23 protein-coding genes and 1 tRNA gene are annotated in these 23,509 nt (G+C 69.3%); 12 read left to right on the forward strand and 12 right to left on the reverse strand.

Annotated elements, in window-relative coordinates; translation table 11 throughout:
• Nucleotides 1–271: 271 nt before the first annotated feature.
• On the reverse strand, nt 272–904 hold the full coding sequence (locus MRBLWH3_RS00865) for a hypothetical protein (protein WP_363427786.1): 633 nt from the start codon (nt 902–904) through the stop codon (nt 272–274).
• Nucleotides 905–1,293: 389 nt separating this feature from the next.
• Here MRBLWH3_RS00865 and MRBLWH3_RS00870 point away from each other — a divergent pair, with 389 nt between their 5' ends.
• The gene (locus tag MRBLWH3_RS00870; protein WP_363427788.1) at nt 1,294–2,070 is read left to right on the forward strand and encodes a hypothetical protein; all 777 of its coding nucleotides are present in this window, start codon (nt 1,294–1,296) and stop codon (nt 2,068–2,070) included.
• 56 nt (nt 2,071–2,126) lie between these two features.
• Here MRBLWH3_RS00870 and MRBLWH3_RS00875 read toward each other — a convergent pair whose 3' ends face one another.
• A complete protein-coding gene (locus tag MRBLWH3_RS00875; protein WP_363427790.1) occupies nt 2,127–2,537 on the reverse strand; it encodes a DUF4279 domain-containing protein in 411 nt (136 codons plus the stop codon).
• Nucleotides 2,538–2,676: 139 nt separating this feature from the next.
• On the opposite strand from MRBLWH3_RS00875, the gene MRBLWH3_RS00880 reads away from it, so the two are divergent.
• A complete protein-coding gene (locus MRBLWH3_RS00880; RefSeq protein WP_363427792.1) occupies nt 2,677–3,561 on the forward strand; it encodes an alpha/beta fold hydrolase in 885 nt (294 codons plus the stop codon).
• A gap of 974 nt (nt 3,562–4,535) precedes the next feature.
• Here MRBLWH3_RS00880 and MRBLWH3_RS00885 read toward each other — a convergent pair.
• From MRBLWH3_RS00885 to MRBLWH3_RS00895, 3 genes are all read right to left on the reverse strand, one after another.
• Nucleotides 4,536–4,608: transfer RNA gene (locus MRBLWH3_RS00885), tRNA-Arg, on the reverse strand.
• Nucleotides 4,609–4,870: 262 nt separating this feature from the next.
• Nucleotides 4,871–5,500 (reverse strand): asparagine synthase, encoded by a 630-nt coding sequence (locus MRBLWH3_RS00890; RefSeq protein ID WP_363427794.1) that lies wholly within the window; start codon nt 5,498–5,500, stop codon nt 4,871–4,873.
• Between the two features lie 56 nt (nt 5,501–5,556).
• Nucleotides 5,557–5,745: a hypothetical protein gene (locus MRBLWH3_RS00895; RefSeq protein ID WP_363427796.1), complete on the reverse strand. Its 189-nt coding sequence runs from the start codon at nt 5,743–5,745 to the stop codon at nt 5,557–5,559.
• 233 nt (nt 5,746–5,978) lie between these two features.
• On the opposite strand from MRBLWH3_RS00895, the gene MRBLWH3_RS00900 reads away from it, so the two are divergent.
• Nucleotides 5,979–6,176 carry a hypothetical protein gene (locus tag MRBLWH3_RS00900; RefSeq protein ID WP_159841977.1) on the forward strand — a complete coding sequence of 66 codons (198 nt, stop codon included), beginning with the start codon at nt 5,979–5,981 and terminating at the stop codon, nt 6,174–6,176.
• A 69-nt stretch (nt 6,177–6,245) separates the two neighbouring features.
• Here the strand turns inward: MRBLWH3_RS00900 and MRBLWH3_RS00905 are convergent, their stop codons facing one another.
• From MRBLWH3_RS00905 to MRBLWH3_RS00925, 5 genes are all read right to left on the reverse strand, one after another.
• The gene (locus MRBLWH3_RS00905) at nt 6,246–7,190 is read right to left on the reverse strand and encodes an aldose 1-epimerase family protein (RefSeq protein ID WP_363427798.1); all 945 of its coding nucleotides are present in this window, start codon (nt 7,188–7,190) and stop codon (nt 6,246–6,248) included.
• Between the two features lie 186 nt (nt 7,191–7,376).
• Entirely contained in the window at nt 7,377–8,888 is a 1,512-nt protein-coding gene (gene araA, locus MRBLWH3_RS00910) for an L-arabinose isomerase (protein ID WP_363427800.1), read from the reverse strand.
• Nucleotides 8,889–8,905: 17 nt separating this feature from the next.
• The gene (locus MRBLWH3_RS00915) at nt 8,906–10,528 is read right to left on the reverse strand and encodes a xylulokinase (RefSeq protein ID WP_363427802.1); all 1,623 of its coding nucleotides are present in this window, start codon (nt 10,526–10,528) and stop codon (nt 8,906–8,908) included.
• Nucleotides 10,525–11,295: an L-ribulose-5-phosphate 4-epimerase gene (locus MRBLWH3_RS00920; protein WP_363427804.1), complete on the reverse strand. Its 771-nt coding sequence runs from the start codon at nt 11,293–11,295 to the stop codon at nt 10,525–10,527. The genes MRBLWH3_RS00915 and MRBLWH3_RS00920 overlap by 4 nt, the downstream gene beginning before the upstream one ends.
• 188 nt (nt 11,296–11,483) lie before the next feature.
• The gene (locus tag MRBLWH3_RS00925) at nt 11,484–12,482 is read right to left on the reverse strand and encodes a LacI family DNA-binding transcriptional regulator (protein ID WP_363427806.1); all 999 of its coding nucleotides are present in this window, start codon (nt 12,480–12,482) and stop codon (nt 11,484–11,486) included.
• A gap of 284 nt (nt 12,483–12,766) precedes the next feature.
• On the opposite strand from MRBLWH3_RS00925, the gene MRBLWH3_RS00930 reads away from it, so the two are divergent.
• From MRBLWH3_RS00930 to MRBLWH3_RS00965, 8 genes are all read left to right on the forward strand, one after another.
• Complete coding sequence (locus MRBLWH3_RS00930) at nt 12,767–13,756, forward strand: ABC transporter substrate-binding protein (protein ID WP_363427808.1); 990 nt, start codon at nt 12,767–12,769, stop codon at nt 13,754–13,756.
• A gap of 143 nt (nt 13,757–13,899) precedes the next feature.
• The gene (locus tag MRBLWH3_RS00935) at nt 13,900–15,399 is read left to right on the forward strand and encodes a sugar ABC transporter ATP-binding protein (RefSeq protein ID WP_363435181.1); all 1,500 of its coding nucleotides are present in this window, start codon (nt 13,900–13,902) and stop codon (nt 15,397–15,399) included.
• The gene (locus MRBLWH3_RS00940) at nt 15,396–16,445 is read left to right on the forward strand and encodes an ABC transporter permease (RefSeq protein ID WP_363427810.1); all 1,050 of its coding nucleotides are present in this window, start codon (nt 15,396–15,398) and stop codon (nt 16,443–16,445) included. Before MRBLWH3_RS00935 ends, MRBLWH3_RS00940 begins: the two co-directional genes overlap by 4 nt.
• Nucleotides 16,442–17,458, forward strand: a complete 1,017-nt coding sequence (locus MRBLWH3_RS00945) for an ABC transporter permease subunit (RefSeq protein WP_363427812.1) — start codon at nt 16,442–16,444, stop codon at nt 17,456–17,458. Before MRBLWH3_RS00940 ends, MRBLWH3_RS00945 begins: the two co-directional genes overlap by 4 nt.
• 59 nt (nt 17,459–17,517) lie before the next feature.
• Complete coding sequence (locus tag MRBLWH3_RS00950) at nt 17,518–19,035, forward strand: sugar ABC transporter ATP-binding protein (protein ID WP_363427814.1); 1,518 nt, start codon at nt 17,518–17,520, stop codon at nt 19,033–19,035.
• Complete coding sequence (locus MRBLWH3_RS00955; RefSeq protein WP_363427816.1) at nt 19,028–20,062, forward strand: LacI family DNA-binding transcriptional regulator; 1,035 nt, start codon at nt 19,028–19,030, stop codon at nt 20,060–20,062. Before MRBLWH3_RS00950 ends, MRBLWH3_RS00955 begins: the two co-directional genes overlap by 8 nt.
• Before the next feature lie 98 nt (nt 20,063–20,160).
• Complete coding sequence (locus tag MRBLWH3_RS00960) at nt 20,161–21,012, forward strand: NAD-dependent epimerase/dehydratase family protein (protein WP_363427818.1); 852 nt, start codon at nt 20,161–20,163, stop codon at nt 21,010–21,012.
• A complete protein-coding gene (locus MRBLWH3_RS00965; protein WP_363427820.1) occupies nt 21,009–21,584 on the forward strand; it encodes a DUF1992 domain-containing protein in 576 nt (191 codons plus the stop codon). Before MRBLWH3_RS00960 ends, MRBLWH3_RS00965 begins: the two co-directional genes overlap by 4 nt.
• Before the next feature lie 95 nt (nt 21,585–21,679).
• Here MRBLWH3_RS00965 and MRBLWH3_RS00970 read toward each other — a convergent pair whose 3' ends face one another.
• On the reverse strand, nt 21,680–21,970 hold the full coding sequence (locus MRBLWH3_RS00970) for a DUF4287 domain-containing protein (RefSeq protein ID WP_363427822.1): 291 nt from the start codon (nt 21,968–21,970) through the stop codon (nt 21,680–21,682).
• Nucleotides 21,971–21,980: 10 nt separating this feature from the next.
• A complete protein-coding gene (locus MRBLWH3_RS00975) occupies nt 21,981–22,367 on the reverse strand; it encodes a cupin domain-containing protein (RefSeq protein WP_363427824.1) in 387 nt (128 codons plus the stop codon).
• Nucleotides 22,368–22,439: 72 nt separating this feature from the next.
• Between MRBLWH3_RS00975 and MRBLWH3_RS00980 the strand changes: the two genes are divergently transcribed.
• Nucleotides 22,440–23,429 (forward strand): ArsR/SmtB family transcription factor, encoded by a 990-nt coding sequence (locus MRBLWH3_RS00980; protein WP_363427826.1) that lies wholly within the window; start codon nt 22,440–22,442, stop codon nt 23,427–23,429.
• The last annotated feature ends 80 nt before the right edge of the window (nt 23,430–23,509 follow it).

Raw genomic sequence — 23,509 nt, forward strand, 5'->3', positions numbered from 1 at the left:
CTGAAGTCCGCGAACTCCACAGCGGCCTGCGGAGCGAACTCGATAATTGGAATTGGCATTGACTTCACCAACTGCTCGCGCTCAAGCCGCGGGTCGGGCGCATCCTCAGGAAGAACTCAGACGAACTGCATGACGCCATCCTGGCCGAGGAACCGAACACGCCGCCAGGTCTGGTGGAGCGCGTGGCACGGCAGGGTCGTTGAGCGCGCCGTTGCTCGTGGACATCCTCGGTGTCGAGGGGCAACGGGAACGATGTGACGCGCAGCCGAGCTCAGTTGGCGATTCGCCGGAGTTTCTTCATTGTGTGGCGGTCGGCGCGCACCACGCCGACGTCCTTGTGCCGCGAAAACACTGGCCCACTACCGGCGAGGTCGAGCGCGCGCCGGGCAGCGTCGCGCGCCGTTGGCCGATCCCCAGTCGCCTCGGCCAACGACATCATCGCCACGTTCCACCGGAAATGAGCGCCCGGGAACGGGACCCGACCTTCGCCAGCCCAATGAGTCAGGAGGTCGGCCGCCTCTTGGAGATCCCCTGCTTGGCGTCGCCGGATGAGGAGTTCGGCGAGCTTGACGTGCTGCATCGCGGTCGTGCCGTTCAGGCTCGGGTGCTCGTCGAGAAGTCGGCGGTAGTAGTGCTCAGCCCGGATTGGGTCCTCGCGGGCGTAGGAGTCTCCGAGATGTTCCAGCGCCCCGGCGCTCTCCAGATGAGCGAATTCGCCCTTGTCGGTCAGGACCCGTTGCCACAGTGCTCGAGCGGCGACTATCTCCCCGGCGTCAGCCAGCGCGAGTCCTTTGATCCGCAGGTACTGGGCCCGGTTGCGCGCGCGAGCGCGCGCAAGGCGGGACTCGAAGTCCGTACGAGCCGTCTCCGTCCACAGCGGAGACCGGAACCAATCGTCAGCCACGACAGCGATCCTCGCAGACCATGGCCACGGTCAAGGCTCAGTTGCCGCCGTGCGCTAGCCGGTCCTGCTGCGGGGCGCGCACCTCTTATCTTGACTCGCCTACACTCCCCTTGTGCAGCCGGTCATTCCTGGAGTGATCGCAGGATTGGTTCTCACGGGTGTCGGACTCATCGGCTGGCTGCTTCCCGATCGGGACATCTGGGGATTCACCGGTCGTCGGAGGAGCACCTGCGCAACGCTTTGCCTTATCAGCTTGCTCTTCACGTTGCTCGCCTTGCTCGGCATCCCGGTCGGGCGGGCTTAGAGCGCCTCAGCCGCGATCGGTCGCCGAGCGCGCCGAATACGAGGGAGCAACGGCCTGCCGTGGCGCGTTCCGTACACTCTGGCGGGTGAGCCTGTTCCGCCGGAAGAAGACGTTGCCTGCGCCCGTCGAGGGAGTGCCGGTGGAGGTGCTGTGGCGCGTCGACCAGTACACCGGGCAGTCTGCGGTGCGGGTACAGGCGACGCAGCTTGAGACCCACGAGGCAAGCTCGGCTGCCCGCCGCACCCTGTTCGAGGATTGGGTGCGATTTCTGTCGACGGCCGAAACGAACATCGTCGACCTGGACCTCGTATCAAGAGTCCCGCAGGATCTCGTGGACGCCGCCTCAGGGCAGCGGCACCTTCGGAAGCTCGCGGTGAAGTGGGGACCGTACCGCGACCTCTCCGCACTCTCCGCGTTGAGGTCGTTGGAAGAACTGGCCCTGGGCGGTGCAACGAGTGTGGAGTCGCTGGAACCCCTGACTTCGTTGCCGGTCCTCTCGCGCCTTTTCGTGTCACAAGCGCACAAGGCCGACGGTGCCGCTCTCGGATCGCTGGTGCAGCTGCGAGGGCGCTGCTTTGGAAACGCTGACCTAGGATCCGACAAGAGCGTCGTTCTTCAAGACCTCCGATGGGTGACCTCTCTCAACGAGTTGAGGCAACTAGAGCTTCCCGGCACCCGCCTGATCGACCCGGATCTGACTCCACTGCTCGAGTTGCCACACCTAGAGAACCTTCGCCTTCCTCTGCGGCGGGCATACCGGAAGCAGGTCCTCGAGTTCGCAGCCCGTAGCAGCGCATTCGTTGGCGTCGCATCCGACTACGAGGAGCACGACGCCTTCGTCGCTTCAACGCGCCATCGGTAGCGTCTTAGCGACTCACGTCAGGCAGTCGGCCAACGCGCGCCGTATACCCCCTCGGATCACGCGGCACCTTCATCCAGGTAGACCGTTGCGTAGACGTCGACACCGAGCGCCGAGATCTTTTCGGCCAAATCCACTGGCAGAAAGAATCCGCCCTGGGTCGAGTCTGAGTCCATTGACCACCAGATCCGAGCATCGCAATCCTGCGGCAGGTTCGTGACCCGCCCGAACGCCGGATCGCTGCGCATGAGAAGCGCTCTCAGGGCTCGCGTACCGGTTTGGTCGGCGCCAGTGTCGTCGAGTGAGTCGACGTCGAGCGACCAGACGTGGTTCTCGCGGATGCGACCGGAGCGGGCCACGGTGCCTTTGTGTTCGACTCTGGTCGGGGTGAGCGCAAGTACCGCCGATATGGCGACGGGCTCCGTGTCGGTGGAAACCACAACCAGCGACGCTCGGCCGGACTGAATCATGAGCCGAGCATAGAAGCCGCCGCCGTCCCTTCCACGGCACCCAGACCGGTCGGCTTGCGAGGCGATCGTCGACCCGCTCAAGCGGGTGCATTACGATCCGACTACCGCGCTCGTAGACGCTTGCGCCGAGAGGTAGATGATGGATCGTTCGACGTCGCGAGTTGTCGACACCGCGCATGGTGCCATCGAGTGCATCGACGCGGGGGAGGGTCAGCCGGTGTTGTTCGTCCACGGCTCTCCGGGTGGCGCGGATCAAGGTGCGCTGATGGGCGCATTTCTGTTAGACGCGGGCTTTCGAGTTATCGCTCCCGCGCGGCCCGGATACGGGCGGACGCCGCTGACAAAGGAGAATCGCACGCCCGCCGCGCAAGCCGTGCTGCACGTCGACCTCATGGACGCGCTCGGTCTCGAGCGGGCGTCGGTGGTGTGCTGGTCCGGCGGTGGACCGTCGACGTACTCACTGGCGACGACGCACTCCGCTCGGGTGGACCGTGTGGTCGCGATCGCCGCCGTGAGCGGAGACTTCCGCTTCACCGGCATCACGGAGTCACGGCTCATGGCCGGCTCCAGCGGACGATGGGTCATGGATCAGCTCGTCCACCACGCCCCGAAGTCGGTTGTTCGCTCACTCGCGAAGGAAGAGGGCCACCTCGACCGGTCGCACCTAGCCGCCCTCGTCGATCACATCTGGAACGACCCGGCAACACGCTCGTTCGCTCTCGAGCTCGCGAGGTCGGTGACCGGCTCCCAGCGAAAGGCAGGGCTCAAGAACGACCAGACGACCTTCCCGGAGATCGTGGACCTCCGTCTTGCCGAGGTGACCGCACCGACACTGTTGGTGCACGGCACTGCTGATGCCGACGTGCCGTTCGATCAGAGCGAGCGGGCGCGCGGGTCGATCCCCGGCGCCGTTCTCCTGCCTATCGCCGATGGCACCCACATCGCAGCATGGACCGACCCCACAAGCGAGAACGTGCAGGGGCGGATCATCGCGCACTTGCGCGGAGCCAGCAGAACCAACTGAGGCGACGTTCGCACGATCTCGCGCGAAGACAGAGCGAGCAGTGCCCGCCCCCAGTGGTCACAGGATCGCCGCCCCAAAGCCGCTCCTCGGCCGCGCGTGCGACGTGAGCGACACGAGCACGCCGCACGCACTCCCCTCTGCCCGCAAAGCCCACTCGTCACAGTGACCGTAGCGGGGCCCGATCGCGCCTCGCGTGCTGCCTCCGCGCGTGAGCCGCGGCGCTGTGATGAGAAACAAGCAATGCCATGTCTAGGGACGTCGGTGACGGAAGTGCGTCATTACATCGGTGACGGTTCTGGTGTGGTTGGTGGTGACAGTTCTGCCCCTCTATCTGTGAGGGATGAGCCGCGCCGAGCCTGTTGATCCTCGTGTTCGTCTTGCGATCGTGCAGTGGCCGGAGGACGCGCCGCGCGGGTCGGTGACCTCGTTCTGTGCGGAGCAGGGCATCTCGCGGAGACGTTTTACGAGATCCGCAAGCGAGTTGCGGCGGACGGGCCGGCGGCGGCGTTGGAGCCGCGGTCGCGGCGCCCGTTGTCGAGCCCGAACCGGATCGTGGACGAGGTCGCCGAACGGGCGGTGGCGGTGCGGCAGCGTTGGAGCATTCCGGGTTGGACCAGCCCAAGACCGGCACCACCTACGTCAGCAACAGCCGACCCCGCGGCCGCACGAGCGGACTGTCACCGATGTCCTGACACATGCAGTGTCAACGATGTCCTGATACAGAACCGTCACCGATGTCCGGAGGCATCACAGATGATAAACAAACATGCTCGACTCCAGTGCACACATAGGTGCACACATGCAACTCCGACCAGGGCTGGGCTGAGGTCGAGCACCGCGCTTCACTCTGTCGCCGTCCCTGATTCGGCGTCAGACGCAAGGCCCGCGGAATCAGAAAGATTCCAGCCCGCCCCAGAGACACGAAAACCCGCGGAACTCCGCGGGTTTTCAGTGCTTACTGTCTCAACACAGTGCGCGCCCGAAGGGACTCGAACCCCTAACCTTCTGATCCGTAGTCAGATGCTCTATCCATTGAGCTACGGGCGCACGTTGCTTGCTCTCGCGCACAACGTCGTCCAGACTACCCGACGGATGCGCGCCGCGCGAATCGGCGGACGGATGCTGGTTTCCCGGGCGTGTCCGCACGCACCGGGCCTGCGCTATCCGCCGTCTAGAACACGCAACTGTCGTTGCAGCGCGACCTGTCGATAGGACGTGTCGATGAGCTCCGCGAGCAGCCCCCAGTCACCGGCCTCCGGCTCCACGCGGATGGCGAGCCACCCGAGCCTCACCGCGACGGGTGACACCGTCAGGACTCGAGTTCGCTGACGTCGATGCCGGAGACCCGTGGAGAGTGCGCTGTGGGCTCGGCAGGGGGCGCAGCATCCGTCCCGGGATCGTCGAGATGCCGCTTGTGGGCGGCGAGGCGCGGGAGATCGACGAGGCGGATCGACTGCATGCGAGCGGCACGCATGCGGTCGTAGTCGGGGTCGAGCTCGGGGCGCATGCCCTCGACGCGCAGGCGGCGCTCCAGGTTGGCCTCGACGTCGCCCCATGCGGCGTCGCGGGACTGCTCGATGAAGGTCCGCACGACATGCGGGTCGTCGGCCATGCGTCGGAGGGCGGTGGCCACGCCCGCATACTGGCGGCCCCGCCGACGGAGATTGCGGGTGTCGCGGTCGCGGTAGTCGTGCGTGCCGTCGGGGTCGGTGAACTTGCCCCAGGCCTTCTTGCGCTGACGCTTGACGAGCGCGGCGGCCTGGTCCTGCTCGTCGGCGAGGTGGAGCAGCGTCTCGCGCGCGAACGGCGTGAAACCGACCACGTCGAACTGCTCGTCGTGCGCGATCGTCTCGACGAGGATACGGTTGCGGATCGCCAGGCGCGCTGCGGCGGACGCGATGGACACCCCTTCGGCAATCGCCTCTGCGGTCTTGCCCATCGAACCTCCCCTCAAAGGCTAGCGTCCGTCGGGCCCTCCCGAGTCAGTGGGAATCGTCAGCGCGGCCCGTCGACGGCGACGGCCGGAGCGAGAGGCATCACATGGCGAAGCGACGACGCGGTGGCCTCGGTTGTGACGGAGGTCGAGGCATGCCATTCCCGCCTCCGGGCGCTCGTGACGTGCGCGGGATCGTCGATGCTCGGCCACATCGACCAGGTCACGATGTCTGAGATGCGCTGGCTCATGGATGTCGATCTCGGGGGCACCGTGAACGTCACACAGGCGCTGCTGCCTGCACCGCGCACGATGATCGGCCGCGAGGCGCGCCCGGGCCGTCGCGAACCTGGCGCGCGCTGCGCGCCCAGGGCGGCAGCATCCGTCCGCACGTATATCAAGGGTCGCAGACCGAATCAACCCACTGCATCGGTCCCCGTCGCGCGCGTAGCGTCGATGTCATCCCTCATGAGAGGAGAGATCGATGGGATTCATGGACGACGCGAAGGAGACGGCCAAGGCCGTCGGCGAGAAGATCCAGGACGCGTGGGAGGACACCACCGATCGGGTCGGGGACAAGGTCGACGAGATGAAGGCTGATGCCGAAGTCAAGAAGGCCGAGGCCGAGCGCGACTCGGTGAAAACGCGCAACGACATCAAGGAAGACCTGCGGGACAGCTGACCCGCGGACGATGAAAGCGGAGCCGACCGGGGGGCCGGCTCCGCTTTCGCTGTGCCTGGTGCGGCAGATTCAGCCGATGGCGGCGATGCGCCACGAAGCAGTGACGGATGCCGCGGGCTCGATGACGAGGAGCCCCGCGTCGTAGTCGTACGACCCGGCGTTGAACGCATCGGGCGCGCACGTCATGGGCTCGACGGCGAGGCCGAGGCGGCTCTGGGCGGGGTCCGGCTTGTCGGCGGTGTGGATCTGGACCCACGGGCACGCGGCATCCCACGACATCTCGACGCCCGAGCCGGCGGGATCGGTCAGGCGCACCGTGGCGGTGCCGTCGGCGCCTCTCTCGAGACCCGTGTATGCGTGGTCGATGAACGCCGACCCGATCCGGCGCGCGGCCCGGAAGTCGAACCGATCCGGCTCGTCGGCATCCACCGCCACGAGCCCGGTCGGCGCCAGCCGGTCGTCCGTGACCGCCAGCACCCGCGACGCGGGCAGCTCCAAGGTCCACTCATCCACCAGTCCGTCGCCGGCCACGAGATAGGGATGCGGGCCGGTGCCCCACGGCGCCGGCTCGGCACTCTCGTTCCGCGCCGTCACCGACTGGGTCAGTCCATCCGTCCCGAGGGAGAACCGGGTGGTCACGACCACACGCCACGGATACCCGGTCTGCGCCTGCACCACCGCTTCCAGCGTGACGTGGTCGGGGCCTTTGTCGATCGCGTCGAAGTCCAGCCACGCCGCGAGCCCGTGCAGCGCATGAGACCGGGCCGGCTCGGTGAGTGCCAGCTGGAAGTCGCGTCCGCCGAACGAATACGCGCCATCGACGACCCGGTTCGGCCAGGGAGCCAGCGTCGCCCCTCGATAGGATGGGCGCACCTCATCCGCGTCGAACGGGACGACGAGGTCGCGCCCGCGGTAGGTGAGCGAGCGGAGCGTCGCGCCGACGCTCGCAACGACGGCTTCGTAGTCACCGGCGCGCAGGGCGTGCTGGGTTCCGGATGCGGGGGGACGTGCCATGGGAGGCTCCTTGCGGATCGGGGATGCCGCCAACCAGAGTAGCGGCGAGGTACGAGGCGCCTCGAACCCAGGGATCGAGACTCGGCGCGCATCACAACCGGGGATTCGCGCCGACACCGGGGACGACGCCCCCGGCTTCACCCGGAACCCCCGGTCCTGTCGAGACCGGGGATTCCGGACGGGGGGTCAGAAGCCCTGGGCGAGGCGGTAGTACGCCTGGTTCCAGCGGAGCTCCCGCTGGAAACCGCGGACCGTGGTGTCTTCGTCGATCACGACGAGTTCGGTGGCGGCGATGTCGGCGAAGTCGCGGAACACCTCGATGCCGACCGCCGTCGTCATGACGGTGTGGTGCGCTGCGCCCGCGGCGAGCCAGCACGCCGCGCTCGTCGCGAAGTCTGGCGCGGGCTTCCACACCGCGCGGCCGACAGGGAGCTTCGGCAGGTCCGGTGCGTCGACGTTCTCCACCACGTTGGCGACGAGACGGAAGCGGTCGCGCATGTCGCTCATCGCGACGACGAGCGCGGGGCCGGGGTCCGCGGTGAACACCAGGCGCACCGGGTCGTCCTTGCCTCCGATGCCGAGCGGGTGCACCTCGAGGCGCGGCTTGGCCCTGGTGAGTGAGGGCGAGACCTCGAGCATGTGCGCGCCGAGGATCTTCTCGTCGCCCGCGACGAGGTCGTAGGTGTAGTCCTCCATGAGGCTCGCTCCCCCGGGAAGGCCCGCACCCATGACGTTGGCGACGCGCACCAGGATCGCGGTCTTCCAGTCGCCCTCGGCGCCGAAGCCGTAGCCCTCGGCCATCAGGCGCTGCACCGCGAGGCCGGGCAGCTGCTTCAGCGCGCCGAGGTCCTCGAACGACGTGGTGAACGCGCCGAACCCGCCCTCCTCGAGGAACGAGCGCAGGCCGAGCTCGATCGCCGCGCCGTCTCGCAGCGACTGGTGGCGGTCACCGTCGGGCAGCAGCTCATCGGCCACGTCGTACGTGTCGAGGTACACCTGGACCAGCGCATCGATGTCGTCGTCGGACGCTGCCTCGACCGCGGCGACGAGCTCGTTCACGCCCCACGTGTTGACCTGTACGCCGAACCGCAGCTCGGCCTCGGTCTTGTCGCCCTCGGTGACGGCGACGTAGCGCATGTTGTCGCCGAAGCGCGCGAGCTTGAGGGTGCGCGAGGCGGCCCAGCCGGCAGCGGCGCGCTGCCAGTCCTCGACCTGCTGGCGCACCGCCGGGTTCGAGACGTGGCCGACGACGGTCTTGCGCGCGACGCCGAGGCGCGTCTGGATGTACCCGAACTCGCGGTCGCCGTGCGCCGCCTGGTTGAGGTTCATGAAGTCGAAGTCGATGTCGGCCCAGGGCAGCTCGACGTTGGCCTGAGTGTGCAGGTGCAGCAGCGGCTTCTGCAGCGCGTCGAGACCGGCGATCCACATCTTCGCCGGGCTGAACGTGTGCATCCACGCGACGACGCCGATGACCTCGTCGCGGGCGTTCACGTCGAGGGCGAGGCGGCGGATCGAGTCCGAGTCCTTGAGGACGGGCTTCCACACGACCTTGACGGGGAGGCCTTCCAGTCCGGCCGCGACGGCCTGGGACTGCTCGGCGACCTGGCGGAGGGTCTCTTCGCCGTACAGCGTCTGGCTGCCGGTGACGAACCAGATCTCGTAGGCGTCGAGCGTGGTGGACAGGGGGGTGCGGGTCATCGTGGGTCCTTCGCGGGTCAGAGGGCGGAGACGGCGGCGGCTTCGACGGCGAGGCCGGCGCGATAGCGGTCCAGGTAGGCGGCGAAGCCCGCGACATCGGCGGGATCCGGTTCGGCGGTCGCAACGGCGGCGTGGGCGAAGACACGGTCGTCGAGATACGACGCGAGTTCGGGGACGGATGCTGCGGCCGCGGCATCCGTTCCGTTCACGGCCCGCGCGTACGCGGCGAGCACCGCGATGCCCCACGCGCCGCCCTCCGAGGCGGTGTCGCCGACCGACACCGGGGCGCCGATCGCGCCTGCGAGGAAGCGCTGCGCGACGCCGGCGGTGCGGAACATGCCGCCGTGCGCGAACATGCGGTCGAGCGCCACGCCCTCGCCGTCGAGCACGCGCATGCCGAGCGCGAGGGTGCCGAAGACGCCGTACAGCTGCGCGCGCATCGCGTTCGCGAGCGTCAAGCGGCTGTCCGGCGTGCGGACGAACAGCGGGCGGCCCTCGGTGAGCCCCGCGATGGGTTCGCCCGCGAGGTGGTTGTAGGCGAGCAGGCCGCCACCGTCCGCTTCGCCGTCCAGTGCTTCGCGGAAGAGGGTCTCGTAGACCGCGTCGTCGGCGAGTGGGGTTCCGGCGGCCTCGGCGAAGCGGGCGAACATGCCGGCCCAGGCCGCGAGCTCGCTCGCGCCGTTGTTGCAGTGCACCATCGCGACGGTGTCGCCGACCGGCGTCGTGACGAGGTCGAGCTCGTGGTGCACCTCGGCGAGCGGGCGCTCGAGTACGACCATCGCGAAGATGCTCGTCCCGGCGCTCACGTTCCCTGTGCGCGGCGCGACGGCGTTCGTCGCGACCATGCCCGTGCCGGCGTCGCCCTCGGGGGCGCAGAACGCGATGCCGGGGCGCAGGGCTCCCGACGCATCGAGCAGCGCCGCGCCCTCGGCCGTGAGTGCGCCCGCGGGCGCGCCTGCGGCGAGCGACTCGGGCAGGAGCTCGGCGACGTGCGCGACCGGCAACCGGCCGGCGGCCAGCGCGTCGTAGCGCGCGAGGAGGTCGGCGTCGTAGTCGCGCGTCGCCGAGTCGATCGGGAACATCCCCGATGCGTCGCCGACGCCGAGCACCTTCGCGCCGGTCAGCTTCCAGTGGACGTAACCGGCGAGCGTCGTGACGAAGCGGATGTCGGGCACGTGCGCCTCGCCATCCAGCACGACCTGGTGCAGGTGCGCGATCGACCAGCGCAGCGGGATGTTCACGCCGAACGTCTCGGTGAGCTCGGCGGCTGCCGCGCCGGTGTTCGTGTTGCGCCACGTGCGGAAGGGGGCGAGCAGCTCGCCCGCCTCGTCGAACGCGAGGTAGCCGTGCATCATCGCCGAGACGCCGATGGCGCCGAATGTGTCGGGTGCGACGCCATGGCGCTGCTGCGCATCGGCGACGAGGTCGGCGTACGCGGCCTGAAGCCCCGACCAGACGTCGTCGAGCGAGTAGGTCCAGAGGCCGCCGTCGAACCGGTTCTCCCACGCGTGAGAGCCGACCGCCAAGACGGCCGCCGGGTCGTCGGCGTCGACAAGACAGGCCTTGATTCGCGTCGATCCGAGCTCGATGCCGAGCGCGGTACGCCCTTCGCGGATGGCCTGGGACGCACCATTCGTCATCGTTCGACCTCCCCGTCGCTCTCGCCGGCACCGTCGCGACGCTCGTCGGTGCTCTGCCCGTACACGTTCTGATACCGGTCGTAGAGACTGTCGATCGCGTGCTGGGGAATCGGGATCAGCGGGCCGGCCTCACGCGCGTAGTGCACGGTGCGGGCGACGTCCTCGACCATGACGGCGGCCTTCACCGCGTCCTTGGCCGAGACGCCGATGGTGAAGGGGCCATGGTTCTGCATCAGCACCGCGCGCGAGCGGTGACCGGTGAGCGTGTCGACGATGCCGCGGCCGATCGAGTCGTCGCCGATGATCGCGAACGGACCCACCGGGATGGGTCCGCCGAACTCGTCGGCCATCGCAGTGATGACGCACGGGATCTCCTCGCCACGCGCCGCCCACGCGACGGCGAAGGTCGAGTGCGTGTGCACCACTCCCCCGACCTCGGCCATGTTCCGGTACACGTAAGCGTGCGCCGCGGTGTCGCTCGACGGGCTGCGCTCGCTCCCCGGGCTGCCGGGGATGACGTTGCCGTCGAGGTCGCACAGGATCATGTTCTCGGGCGCGAGGTCGTCGTAGCTCACGCCCGAGGGCTTGATGACGAAGAGGTCGGCGCCGGGCACGCGACCCGAGACGTTGCCACCGGTCCAGACGATCAGGTTGTAGCGGACGAGCTCGCCGTGGAGCTTCGCGACATCGGCACGGACGGCGGCGATGGATGCCTCGACCTCCGGGCTGAACGTCGGCGCCGGCGTTGCCGGTTCGGGGCTGGTCACGGGGTCCTCCGTCGGGTCTCGTGTCGTCGAACGGCTCGCTCTGCCGCCGCCCCGATGTTACCGGTAACATCGGGGTTTGCCAACCTCGCCCCCGCTGCTCGCCGTCGCAAAAGGGGAAGCGTCGCCGGCACGACACGACACGACACGACGCGACAGGTGGGCAGCCCCGCCCTCCCCGTCGTGCGGGGTCAGCGGCGGGGGGCGGCCGTCGACGTCCGTGCGACGAGGCGCGGCAGGGCCGAGACGGACGCGGCCTCCCCGAGCACCTCCGCCACGGCACGGCGCGCCTCTCCCGGGAGGTCGAGACCGATCGTGCTGAGCGCAGGACGGTAGTACGCTGCATCCGGGTTGTCGTCGAAGCCCACGATGCTGACGTCGCCCGGGACGTCGACGCCGGCCTCGCGGAGGCCCGCGATGAGCCCCAGTGCCATCTGGTCGTTGGCCGCGGCGATCGCCGTGGGGCCGTCGGGCGCGCGCAGTGCCGCAGCGATCTCGGGCGCCAGCGCGGCGCCCGCCGCCGCCGTCCAGTCGCCGTTCCAGCGCGGACGCCGCTCTACCCCTGCCGCGGCGAGCGCGCGCTGCATGCCCACCTCGCGCGAGCGCGCCTCGAGCCATTCCGCCGGTCCGGCGATGCGCCCGATGCGCCGATGGCCCAGCTCGAGCAGATGCGACACCGCGAGAGCGGCGCCCGCCTCCTGCCGCTCGGCGCCAGGGCCGGTATGCAGGGCGGCGATCGCGACGCCGGGGTGGTCGTCGACCAGGGCGGTCAACGTCGTCGCGTGGGGCGCGAGCACGATCAGCCCATCGACACCCTGCGCGAGCAGGCGGTCGGCGGCATCGCGGACGGATGCCTCGGCCGAGGCATCCGCGTACGCCGTCGCGATCCACCTTCCCGCATCGCGCGCCGCAGCCTCCAGAGCCGCGATGCCGACCGCCGGTCCGTACAGCGTCGCGTCGGAGGCGATGACGCCGAGGGTGCGCGTCGTGCGCGTGCCGAGCGTGCGCGCGGCATTGTTGACCCGATAGCCGAGGTCTGCGATCGCCTGCAGCACCCGGTCGCGGGTCTCGGGCCGGATGTTCGGGTGCTCGTTGATCACCCGAGAGACCGTCTGGGTCGACACGCCGGCGGCGCGCGCGACCTCGCGCACCCCCACCCGGGACGCGGTCCGATGCTGCGGCTCGCTCATCGCGCTCACCCTATCCGCCCTGACGGACGTCTCCACGGCGGGCGTGGGCACGAGCCGGACCGGCGCGACGATGAAATGTGATCCTTCACTTCGGACATCGGCTTGCCGAGCGTGCGCCTCCCCACACTGGGCGGCGCGGTCTCGCGTTACAAAACTGTTACCGCTCACATCTTGCCAGCGGGTGGAATGTGAGGGCTAACATTTCCAGCGGCGGAGTCGCGCAGCAGCGGCCCGCATCACACCGAGCCGGCAGCGATGCCGGACCAGAACGAGGAGGTTCGGTAATGACGAAGAAGACGCTTCTCGCCGGGTTCGCGCTCCTGGGGGCTCTCGCCCTCACGGCGACCGGCTGCGCAAGCACCGACGACGCTTCCGGCGATGCCGGCGGCGACGGCGACGGGGTCGTCACCGTCGGTTTCGCCCAGACAGGATCGGAGTCCGGTTGGAGGTCGGCCAACACCGAGTCGATGAAGGCGGCTTTCTCGGCCGAGAACGGGTTCGAGCTGATCTTCAACGCCGCCGACAACGACACGGCGGCTCAGATCGCTGCAGTGCGCGACTTCATCAACCAGGGGGTCGACGCGATCGTCATCGCGCCGATCGTCGAGGACGGCTGGGACGACGTCCTTCAGGAGGCTGCGGACGCCGGCATTCCCGTCGTCCTCGAAGACCGCACGGTCTCGTCGTCCGACGACCTCTATGCGAGCTGGGTCGGACTGGACTTCAAGAAGGAAGGCGTCATGGCGGGCGAGTGGGCGGCCGAGACCTTCGGCGACACTCCGACCAAGATGGTCGTCCTCGAGGGCACCACGGGCTCCGCCCCGGCGAACGACCGCGCCGAGGGCTTCGACGAGGCCGTCGAAGGCACCGCCATCGAGAAGATCGACTCGCAGACGGGTGACTTCACCCGTGACGGCGGGAAGACCGTCATGGAAGGCTTCCTGCAGAAGTACGGGGTCGACGGCATCGACCTGGTCTACGCGCACAACGACGACATGGCACTCGGCGCGATCGAGGCCATCGAGGCGGCGGGAGCGGAGCCGGGAGTCGACATCCAGATCGTCTCGATCGACGCGGTGAAGGATGGCATGCAGGCCCTGGTGGACGGCAAGATCAACTTCATCGTCGAGTGCAACCCGCTCCTCGGCGAGCTTGCCGCGGGCCTTGTCACCGACGTGCTCGATGGCAAGACGGTGGAGAAGAAGGTCTACGTCGAGGACCAGACCTTCACTCAGGAGCAGGCGGCCGAAGTCATCGACAGCCGTCCGTACTGATCGACACCGACCTGTATCCAACGAGATCGACAGCGCCCCGCCGGGGAACCGCCCAGGTTCCCCGGCGGTCGCGCCGACGACCAGCCCGGAAAGGCAGATGAGTGACCATATCCGCGGACACCGCAATCCCTCCGGTCGTCGAGATGACCGGGATCACGATCCGATTCCCCGGCGTGCTCGCACTCGACGCCGTCGACTTCACCCTCCGCCCCGGCGAGGTCCACTCGCTCATGGGCGAGAACGGTGCCGGAAAGTCGACGCTCATCAAGGCTCTCACGGGCGTCTACCCGATCGACGCGGGCGAGATCGTCGTGAACGGGCGTCCCCGACGATTCACGACCACGGCCGACGCCCAGACCGCCGGGATCTCCACGGTGTACCAGGAGGTGAACCTGTGCGCGAACCTCTCGGTCGGTGAGAACGTCATGCTCGGCCACGAGCCGCGCACCGCCACCGGCATCGACTGGAAGGCCGTGCATCGGCTGGCCGAGGAGCACCTCGGGAGCCTCGGGCTCACCATCGACACGCGATCCACACTGTCGAGCCATTCGATCGCGATCCAGCAGCTGATCGCCATCGGACGAGCCATGGTGCTCGACGCGAAGGTGCTGATCCTCGACGAGCCGACCTCGAGCCTGGACCGCGGCGAGGTCGAGCAGCTCTTCCAGGTGGTCCGCGATCTGCGCGACAAGGGCGTCGCGATCCTGTTCGTGAGCCACTTCCTCGACCAGATCTACGAGATCTCCGACCGCATCACGGTGCTGCGCAACGGGCGCCTCGTCGGCGAGTACCTCTTGCGCGACCTTCCGCGTGGCGACCTGGTCACCAAGATGATCGGCCGGGAACTGGACGAGCTCACTGCACTCGCCTCGGTTGCCGACCGGTCGATCGACCGAACCGGCACGCCCGTGCTGCGGGCGAGCGGCGTCGGCAGGCGCGGCGTCCTCGAGCCCGTCGACCTCGACGTCTACGAGGGAGAGGTCGTCGGGATCGCAGGGTTGCTGGGCTCCGGCCGCACCGAACTGGTCCGCCTGCTCTACGGCGCGGACCGCGCCGAGACCGGCCAGATCGAGGTGGGCGGCCGCGCGGCCAAGCACTCCTCTCCCCGACAGGCGATCGAGAACCGGATCGCGTTCTCCTCCGAGAACCGGCGCGCCGAGGGCATCATCGCCGACCTCACCGTCGCCGAGAACATCGTGCTCGGCATCCAGGCCCGCCGCGGTGCCATGCGCAGGATCGCCAAGGCCGAAGCCGACGCCCTCGTTCACGAGTACATCGCCGCACTCGGCGTCCGGCCCGCAGACCCGGCCATGCTCGCGGGTAACCTGTCCGGCGGCAATCAGCAGAAAGTGCTCCTGGCGCGCTGGCTGGCGACCGCCCCCGACCTGCTGGTGCTCGACGAACCCACGCGCGGGATCGACGTCGGCGCCAAGGCCGACATCCAGCGCAAGGTGGCCGAACTGAGCGCTCGAGGCCTGTCGGTCGTCTTCATCTCGTCCGAGCTCGAGGAGGTTCTGCGCATCGCGCAGCGGATCGTCGTCATGCGCGACCGGCGAAAGATCGGCGAGCTCGACTCGCACGAGGTCGACCTCGACGGGCTCATCGACTACATCGCCAACCAGGCAGAGGAGAGCGTCGCATGAAGGCGATCCTGAAGCACCGGCTGTTCTGGCCCGTCGTCGCGCTGCTCGCGCTCGTCGCCATCAACACGATCGCGCGTCCGCAGTTCATCCTCGTGACGCTCCGCGACGGCGAGCTGTACGGCGCGCTCATCGACATCCTGCGCAACAGCGCCCCCCTCATGCTCGTCGCCCTCGGCATGACGATCGTGATCGCGACGCGCGGCATCGACCTGTCGGTGGGCGCGATCATGGCGGTCTCCGGCGCCGTCGCCCTGACGATCATCGACGGCTCCTCGGACCCCGGCAATCTCGGCACCGTGCTGGTCGCGCTCGTGGTGGCGGTCGCCGTGTCGCTCGTGCTGGGTGTCTGGAACGGCTTCCTGGTCGCCGTCGTCGGCATTCAGCCGATCATCGCGACGCTGGTGCTGATGCTCGCCGGCCGCGGCGTCGCCCTGCTCATCACCGAGGGCTTCATCACGACCGTCAACAGCCCGCCGTACGAGTTCATCGCGACGGGCTACCTGGTCGCCCTCCCCGTCGCGTTCCTGATCTGGGTCGCCGCCGTCGCAGTGATCGCCCTGACCGAGCGGCGCACGGCGCTGGGGGTCCTGACCGAGGCCGTCGGCATCAACCCCGAGGCGAGCCGGCTGGCGGGCGTCCGGGCACGGGGCATCGTCTTCGGCGCGTATGTCCTGAGCGGATTCCTCGCGGGCATCGCCGGCATCATCTACAGCTCCAACATCCGCGCGGCCGACGCGAACGCGGCGGGCCTCTTCATCGAGCTCTATGCGATCCTCGCCGTGGTCCTCGGCGGCACCTCCCTCATGGGCGGCAAGTTCACCATCGCCGGGACGGTCATCGGCGTGCTCACGATCCAGACCCTGGAGGCCACCATCCTGTTCCTCGGCGTACCCTCGGCGCAGAGTCCCGTGTTCTTCGCGATCGTCGTGATCGTCGTCGTGCTGGTGCAGTCGCCTCGCCTCCACCGCTGGGCCCGCGGCGCTCTCGCCTCCGCGGGCGCGCGCCGCGGAGCCGACGCCGGCAGCCGAGCGGGGGTGTCGTCATGACCAGGAGCCTGGAGACGACCCGTCCCACGACGGCCCCGTCGCGGTACGCGACCTTCATGAGCCGCCACGCCTCACTGATGCCGACGTTCGCCGCCGTCGCGATCCTCGTCGTGCTGCTCGTCGGCGCGCAGGCGCGGTTCCCCCGGTTCCTGAGCCCCGGGAACATCTCCGCCCTCCTGCTCGACAACGCCTACCTGGTCGTCCTCGCCGTCGGGCTCACCTTCGTCATCCTCACCGGAGGCATCGATCTGTCGGTCGGATCCGTGATGGCGTTCACCGGAATTCTCGGGGCGAGTCTTCTCGCCCAGGGGATCCCCGCGGTGATCGCGGTGCCTGTCATGCTCATCACCGGAGCCGTGATCGGCCTGCTGATCGGCATCCTGGTCCAGTACTTCGACGTTCAGCCGTTCATCGCCTCACTCGCAGCACTGTTCCTGGCGCGGGGCCTCGCCTTCGTGGTGAGTCTCGCCTCCATCCGCGTCGAGGACCCGGCGGTCCTGTGGCTTCAGCGGACACGGTTCACCGTGGCCGGGTGGTACATCACGCCCACCGGCATCATCGCGCTGCTCGCCGTCGCGATCGCGTTCTTCGTGCTCCTCTGGACTCGCTTCGGCCGCACCGTGTACGGGATCGGCGGCAATGAGCAGTCCGCTCGGCTCATGGGCCTGAACGTGGCGCGCACCAAGATCGTCGTCTACGTGATCAGCGGCGTCTGCGGGGGGCTCGCGGGCCTGCTGCTCACGGCGTACTCGGGGGCCGGATACCCGCGCAACGGCATCGGCACCGAGCTCGACGCGATCGCCGCGGTGGTGATCGGCGGCACGCTGCTGACAGGCGGCACGGGCTACGTCCTCGGTTCGCTCGTCGGGGTGCTCGTGTACGCGACGATCAAGAAGCTGATCTCGTTCATGGGGGCCGAGCAGTCCTGGACGCAGATCATCGTCGGAGCACTCCTGCTCGTCTTCATCGTGGTGCAGCGCGTGATCGTCGCACGCTCGCAGCGCCGCAGATAGCCGGCGACACCACGTCTGCGCACAGCGGCCGCGCCCCTGTCCGCCGGGATAATGGCCTGATGGACGAGTCGCGGCCGCTGCTGCAGCTGTCCGGAGCGACGGTCCGCTTCGGTGCAGATGCCGCGATCGACGGCGTCGACTTCCGTCTGTTCCCCGGTGAGGTGCACTCGCTCATGGGCGAGAACGGCGCCGGCAAATCGACGCTCATCAAGGCGATCACCGGCGCCCTCCCGCTGGACGCCGGTGTGCTGACGCTCGCCGGAGAGGTGGTGCGCTTCGGGTCCCCGCACGACGCGCAGCGGGCGGGCATCAGCACGGTGTATCAGGAGATCGATCTGCTCCCGAACGTCTCAGTGGCTGAGAACATCGCGCTGGGTCGCGAGCCGCGCCGGGCAGGCATGATCGACTGGCGTCGTATGCGTCGTGAGGCCCACGACGTGCTCGCCGACCTCGGACTCGACATCGACCCGGCGTCGCGCCTGGGCACTCACTCGCTCGCGGTGCAGCAGCTCGTCGCCATCGCCCGGGCGATCTCGACCGACGTGCGGGTGCTCGTCCTCGACGAGCCCACGTCCAGCCTCGACCTCGACGAGGTGGCCGAGCTCTTCCGCGTCGTCCGCGACCTGAAGAGCCGTGGCGTGGCGATCCTGTTCGTGTCGCATTTCCTCGACCAGGTCTACGAGCTGTGCGACCGCGTGACGGTGCTGCGTGACGGCAAGTTCATCGGCGAGTACCTCACCCGCGAGCTGCTGCGCATCGACCTCGTCCAGGCGATGCTCGGCCGTAGCGCGACTGCGCTCAATGCCGCTCCGCGCGCGGACTCCGCCGCGGACGACGAGCACCCGGTCCTGTCGGCCCGCGGAGTGAGTGCCGGCGCCGGCATCCGCGACGCCGATCTCGATCTGCACGAGGGCGACGTGCTGGGCGTCGCGGGGCTCCTCGGGTCGGGACGCACGGAGCTGGCGCGCGCGCTCACGGGCATCGATCGCATCGACAGCGGAGTGATCCGCATCGAGGGCAACGGTCGGGGGCCGTCGAGCCCGCGTTCCGCCATCTCGCTCGGGGTCGTCTACTCGTCCGAGAGCCGCCGCACCGAGGGGATCATCAGCGCGCTGAGCGTGCTCGAGAACATCACCCTCGCGCTCCAGGCGGACCGCGGGGTGCTGCGCCGCATCCCGCCGGCACGTCAGCGAGAGCTGGCGGCGAGCTGGGTGGAGGCCCTCGACATCCGTCCACCCGACCTCGACCGGCCGGCCGGCACTCTGTCGGGCGGCAACCAGCAGAAGGTGCTGCTCGCCCGGCTCCTGGCGCTCTCACCGCGGGTGCTGGTGCTGGACGAGCCGACCCGCGGCATCGACGTGGGAGCCAAGGTCGAGATCCAGAACCTGGTAGGCGAGATGGCGGCCAACGGCCTCTCGGTGATGTTCATCTCGGCGGAGCTCGAGGAGGTGCTGCGTGTCGGGCACCGCGTCGCGATCGTGCGCGACGGCCGCATCGTCGACACGCTCCCCTCCGACGCACTGACGGTGGACTCCCTGCTCGCGCTCGTCGCCCGTCCGGATGAGTCCGATGACTGAACCGCGGGCGACGGCCGACGACGCGTCGACACGTGCCGCCAACATCTTCGACGTCGCCCGCCTGGCCGGGGTCTCCCACCAGACGGTGTCGCGCGTCATCAACGACCTGCCGAACGTCCGCCCCGCGACCCGTGCCCGGGTCGAGCAGGCGATCGCGCAGCTGCGGTACAGCCCCTCCCCCGCAGCCCGGGCACTGGTCACCCGGCGCACGCGCACAATCGGCCTGGTCACACCGGGCGTCCCCGACTACGGCCCCACCTCGATCGCGACGCACTTCAATTTCGCCGCGCGGGCGGCGCGCTACAGCGTCGACACGGTCAGCGCGGTCGATCCCGACCCCGCCGCCGTCAAGGGAGTCGTGGAAGGACTGCTGCGCCAGCGGGTGGACGCGATCGTGCTCATCGTCGACGACATCGGGGTTCTCGAAGTCGTGCGCGGGCTCGATCTCAGCATCCCCCTCGTCGCCGCGACCGCCGCCGCACGGCGGAGCCCGCACATCGTGTCGATCGACCAGTACCGCGGCGCGCGGTCGGCCGTCCGCCACCTCGCCGAGCTCGGACACACACGGATCCTCCACCTCGCGGGGCCGACCCGGGCCCCCGATGCGCTCGAGCGCATCCGCGGGTGGCGTGACGAGCTCGCCGACCGACGGCTCGAGATCGTCGAGCCCCGCCACGGCGACTGGTCGGCGGCGAGCGGGCACCGCGTCGGGCTCGAGCTCGACATCGGTCCCGGTTCGGCCGTCTTCGCCGCGAACGACCACATGTCGATCGGCCTGCTGTCGGCTCTGCGCGAGCGCGGGCTCGGCGTGCCCGAAGACGTCAGCGTCGTCGGCTTCGACGATGTGCCCGAGGCGGGCTTCCTCTACCCGCCGCTCACGACGGTGCGGCAGGACTTCGGCACCCTCGGCGAGCTCATCATGCAGAAGGTCCTGGTCTCGGTCGAGGAGCCCGACAGCGTCACCGAGGACACCCCCATCCCCACGCACCTGATCGTGCGCGACTCGACCCGCGCCCCGCGGTCCTGACCCCGGGCGACGCGCCCCGATCCGGCCCGCCGATCCGACCCGCCGATCCGACCCGCCGATCCGGCCCGGCGAGCGCGCCGCAATGGCAGGCTGGAGTCATGCGCATCGCCCTCACCGGTTCATCCGGCAAGCTCGGCACCGTTGTCGCCCGCGAACTGCGCGCGGCCGGGCACGACGTCATCGGCCTTGACGTCGTCGGCACCCGCGGTCCTGATCTCGTCCAGGTCGACCTCACCGACTACGGCCAGGTCGTCGATGCCCTCACTGCGGTGAACGACCGCCACGACGGGTTCGACGCGGTCGTGCATCTCGGCGCCATCCCGGCACCCGGCATCCGCTCCGACGTCGCAACCTTCCACAACAACATGAACGCGACGTTCAATGTGTTCTGGGCGGCGGTGAGGCTCGGCATCCGCCGCATCGTCTACGCGTCCAGCGAGACGGTTCTGGGACTGCCGTTCGACGCGCCGCCGCCGTACATCCCGGTCGACGAGGAGTACCCGCCGCGCCCCGAGTCGGTGTATTCGCTGGTCAAGACGCTCGAAGAGCGCATGGCGGTGGAGCTCGTTCGCTGGCACCCCGACCTCTCGATCACCGGCCTGCGGTTCTCGAACGTGATGGTGCCGGAGGACTACGAGGCCTTCCCGTCGTACGACGACGACGCGCGGAAGCGCAAGTGGAACCTGTGGGGCTACATCGACGCCCGCGACGGCGCGCAGGCGGTGCAGCGCGCGCTCGAAGGCGCTCCGCTGGGCTTCGAGACCTACATCATCGCCGCCGCCGACACCGTCATGTCGCGTCCCAATGCCGAGCTCGTCGCCGAGGTCTTCCCGGGCGTCGAGACCCGCGAGTTCGGCGAGCACGACACCCTCCTCTCCATCGACAAAGCTCGCCGCCTGCTGGGCTACGACCCGCAGCACTCGTGGCGGGACCACGTATCGGGCTCATGACCGACGACCCGCGACTCGCCGCCGCACGCTACCGCGCGGCGCGCCGCACCGAGGCCGAGGACACGGACGAGACGGATGCTGCGCCTCGGGGTTCGCAGGCCGCGCGGTCGTATTCGGCTGCCGATCGCGCGGCGGTCGTCGAGACGGCGATCCAGCAGGCGATCAGGCGCGGCGAGTTCGACCACCTGCCCGGCGCGGGCAAGCCGATCCCTGGACTCGGTGAGACCCACGACCCGGACTGGTGGATCCGCCGCAAGATCGAGACCGAGCAGCTCACCGGGCTCGGCCCGCCCGCGCTCATGCTGCGGGTCGAGAACGCCGAGCTCGACGCGAAGCTCGACGAGCTGTCGAGCGAGGCCGACGTGCGCGAGGCGCTCGCAGACTTCAACCGCCGCGTCGTCGAGGCGCGCCGCCAGCTGCTCGGCGGGCCGCCCGTCGTGACGCCCACGCGCGACGTCGAGGCGGAGATCGCCGCATGGCGCGGGCGCCGCGACGTCGGCGCGGCGGGCGCCGAGGCAGCGACGGATGCCGCACCCCCGCGCCGGCCGTGGTGGCGGCGTCCCCACGCCTGACCCTTCCGGGTTCGGGGCGCATCCCGCACGCTCGGGGCGTGCCGCGTGCGCCCCGAGCGGGCGCGGCGCGCCCCGAACCCGGGCCGCGACCTCGGTCAGGGGTTCGGGTTCGTGGCCTTGCCGTCGAGCCACAGCGTGTTCGACGGATCGGAGTGGGTCGTGTCGGTGCCGACGTGCTTGTCGCTGATCTGCGGGCCCTTGGTGATGACGTGGACGAGGGCCATCGCGTGGCCGCGGCCGAGCCCGTAGTCGGCTGCGAGCCACTCGACGATCGGCGTCGCCTTGGAGTTCTCGTCGAACCCCCTCTCGTGCGCCTTCTCGATGAGCTGACGCGGCGTGAGTCCGGTCTTGCTCTCGATGTTGTCGAGATATGCCTGGAACGACATGCGGTTCTCCTCAGTTGCCGGTGGACGGGATGTCGAGTACTCCAGGAGCATCCTGCCACTCCTGGATGATGCGGTCCGAGGCGTGGATGCAGAGCACCCGCAGGCGTCCGGTCCCGCAGTTCTTGAAGCCGTGCCACGCGCCCGCGGGCGCGGTCGCCGTGTCGCCGGCGACCGCGTGGAGCATCTGGCCGTCGATCGTGATGCGCGCCTCGCCCTCGAGGAGCACCCACGTCTCGGGGTACGGGTGACGGTGGATGTCGGGTCCCTGCCCCGGCTCGTTGTCGACGAAGAAGTACGACACGCCGGCGCCGTGCTCGGCGCCGATGAAGCGGCGCAGGGTTCCTGAGCCGACGCGGGTGGCGGCAGCCGGGACGATGTCCGGGATCGCGATGCTCATGGGATGCTCCCTGCTCTCGTTCTCTGTGATGCCACCCTCCTCGCCGACGCACGGGGACTCTATAGTTTCGATGTGGATCGAAAGTTCGTCGACTTCCAGCTCGCGCCGGACGACCTCACCGCGATCCGGTTCGGAATCTCGCCCGGTCACGAGCTCTGCCATGCGGTGCGTGCGATGCTCCGGCCCGACGAGTACCCCCTGCAGTGGGGGTGGATGCGGGCGACCCGCGGAGCGATCCCGCGCGACGACTTCGACATGCTCGCGCTGCTGATCCGCGACGAGGGCTACTTCCCCGACTTCCTCACCACGACCCCGACCTGGGAGCTCACCCCCGCGGCGGAGGCCGAGCGTCTGCGCGACATCGACGACGAGCGCTTCGAGGTCGACATGACGAAGGTGCTCGTCCGCACCGACGGCGCGCGCCGCGACGCCGTGCAACGGATGCTCGATCAACCCGACCGCGCCCGCGCGATGATCGCCGACGCGTGGCTGTCGGTGTGGAACGCCGGCATCGCCCCGGTCTGGACGCAGCTCGAACGACTGCTGCGCGCCGACATCGCGGTGCGCTCGCGCCGCATCGCCGAGAGCGGGATCGGCGGGATGATCCAGACGCTGCACGATCGTGTCGAGTGGTCGGACGGGGCGGTGCGCGTCACGATGCGCATCTGGAGCGAGCTCGTCGACTGCCGAGGCAGCGGTCTCGTGCTCGTGCCGTCGGTGATGGGCGCGACGGGCTGCTTCGTGCTCACCGAGCCGCCCGCGCAGCCGACGCTCTTCTACCCCGCGCAGGGTGTGACGGCGACGTGGGCGCGCGACCCCACCGACGTGTCGTCAGCCCTCGGCGCCCTGCTCGGCCCCGCGCGCGCCCGGATCCTGCTCGATGCCCACGAGCCGCGAACCACCTCCCAGGTCGCCCGCGACTGCGCCCTCGCACTCTCGACCGCCTCCCACCACCTCACGGTGCTGCGTGACGCGGGCCTGGTCGCCAGCACCCGCGACGGCGTCCGGATGCTGCACCGCCGCACGCCTCTCGGTGAGGCGATGGTCGGCGCCGTGCTCTGAGCCCGCCGCGACCAGGCGTTGCCCAGGTGGGCGACGGTAGACTGTCCGTGCCCATTTCGATGTGCATCTACCTGTCTGCG

The sequence above is a fragment of the Microbacterium sp. LWH3-1.2 genome, from assembly GCF_040675855.1.
GTDB lineage: Bacteria > Actinomycetota > Actinomycetes > Actinomycetales > Microbacteriaceae > Microbacterium.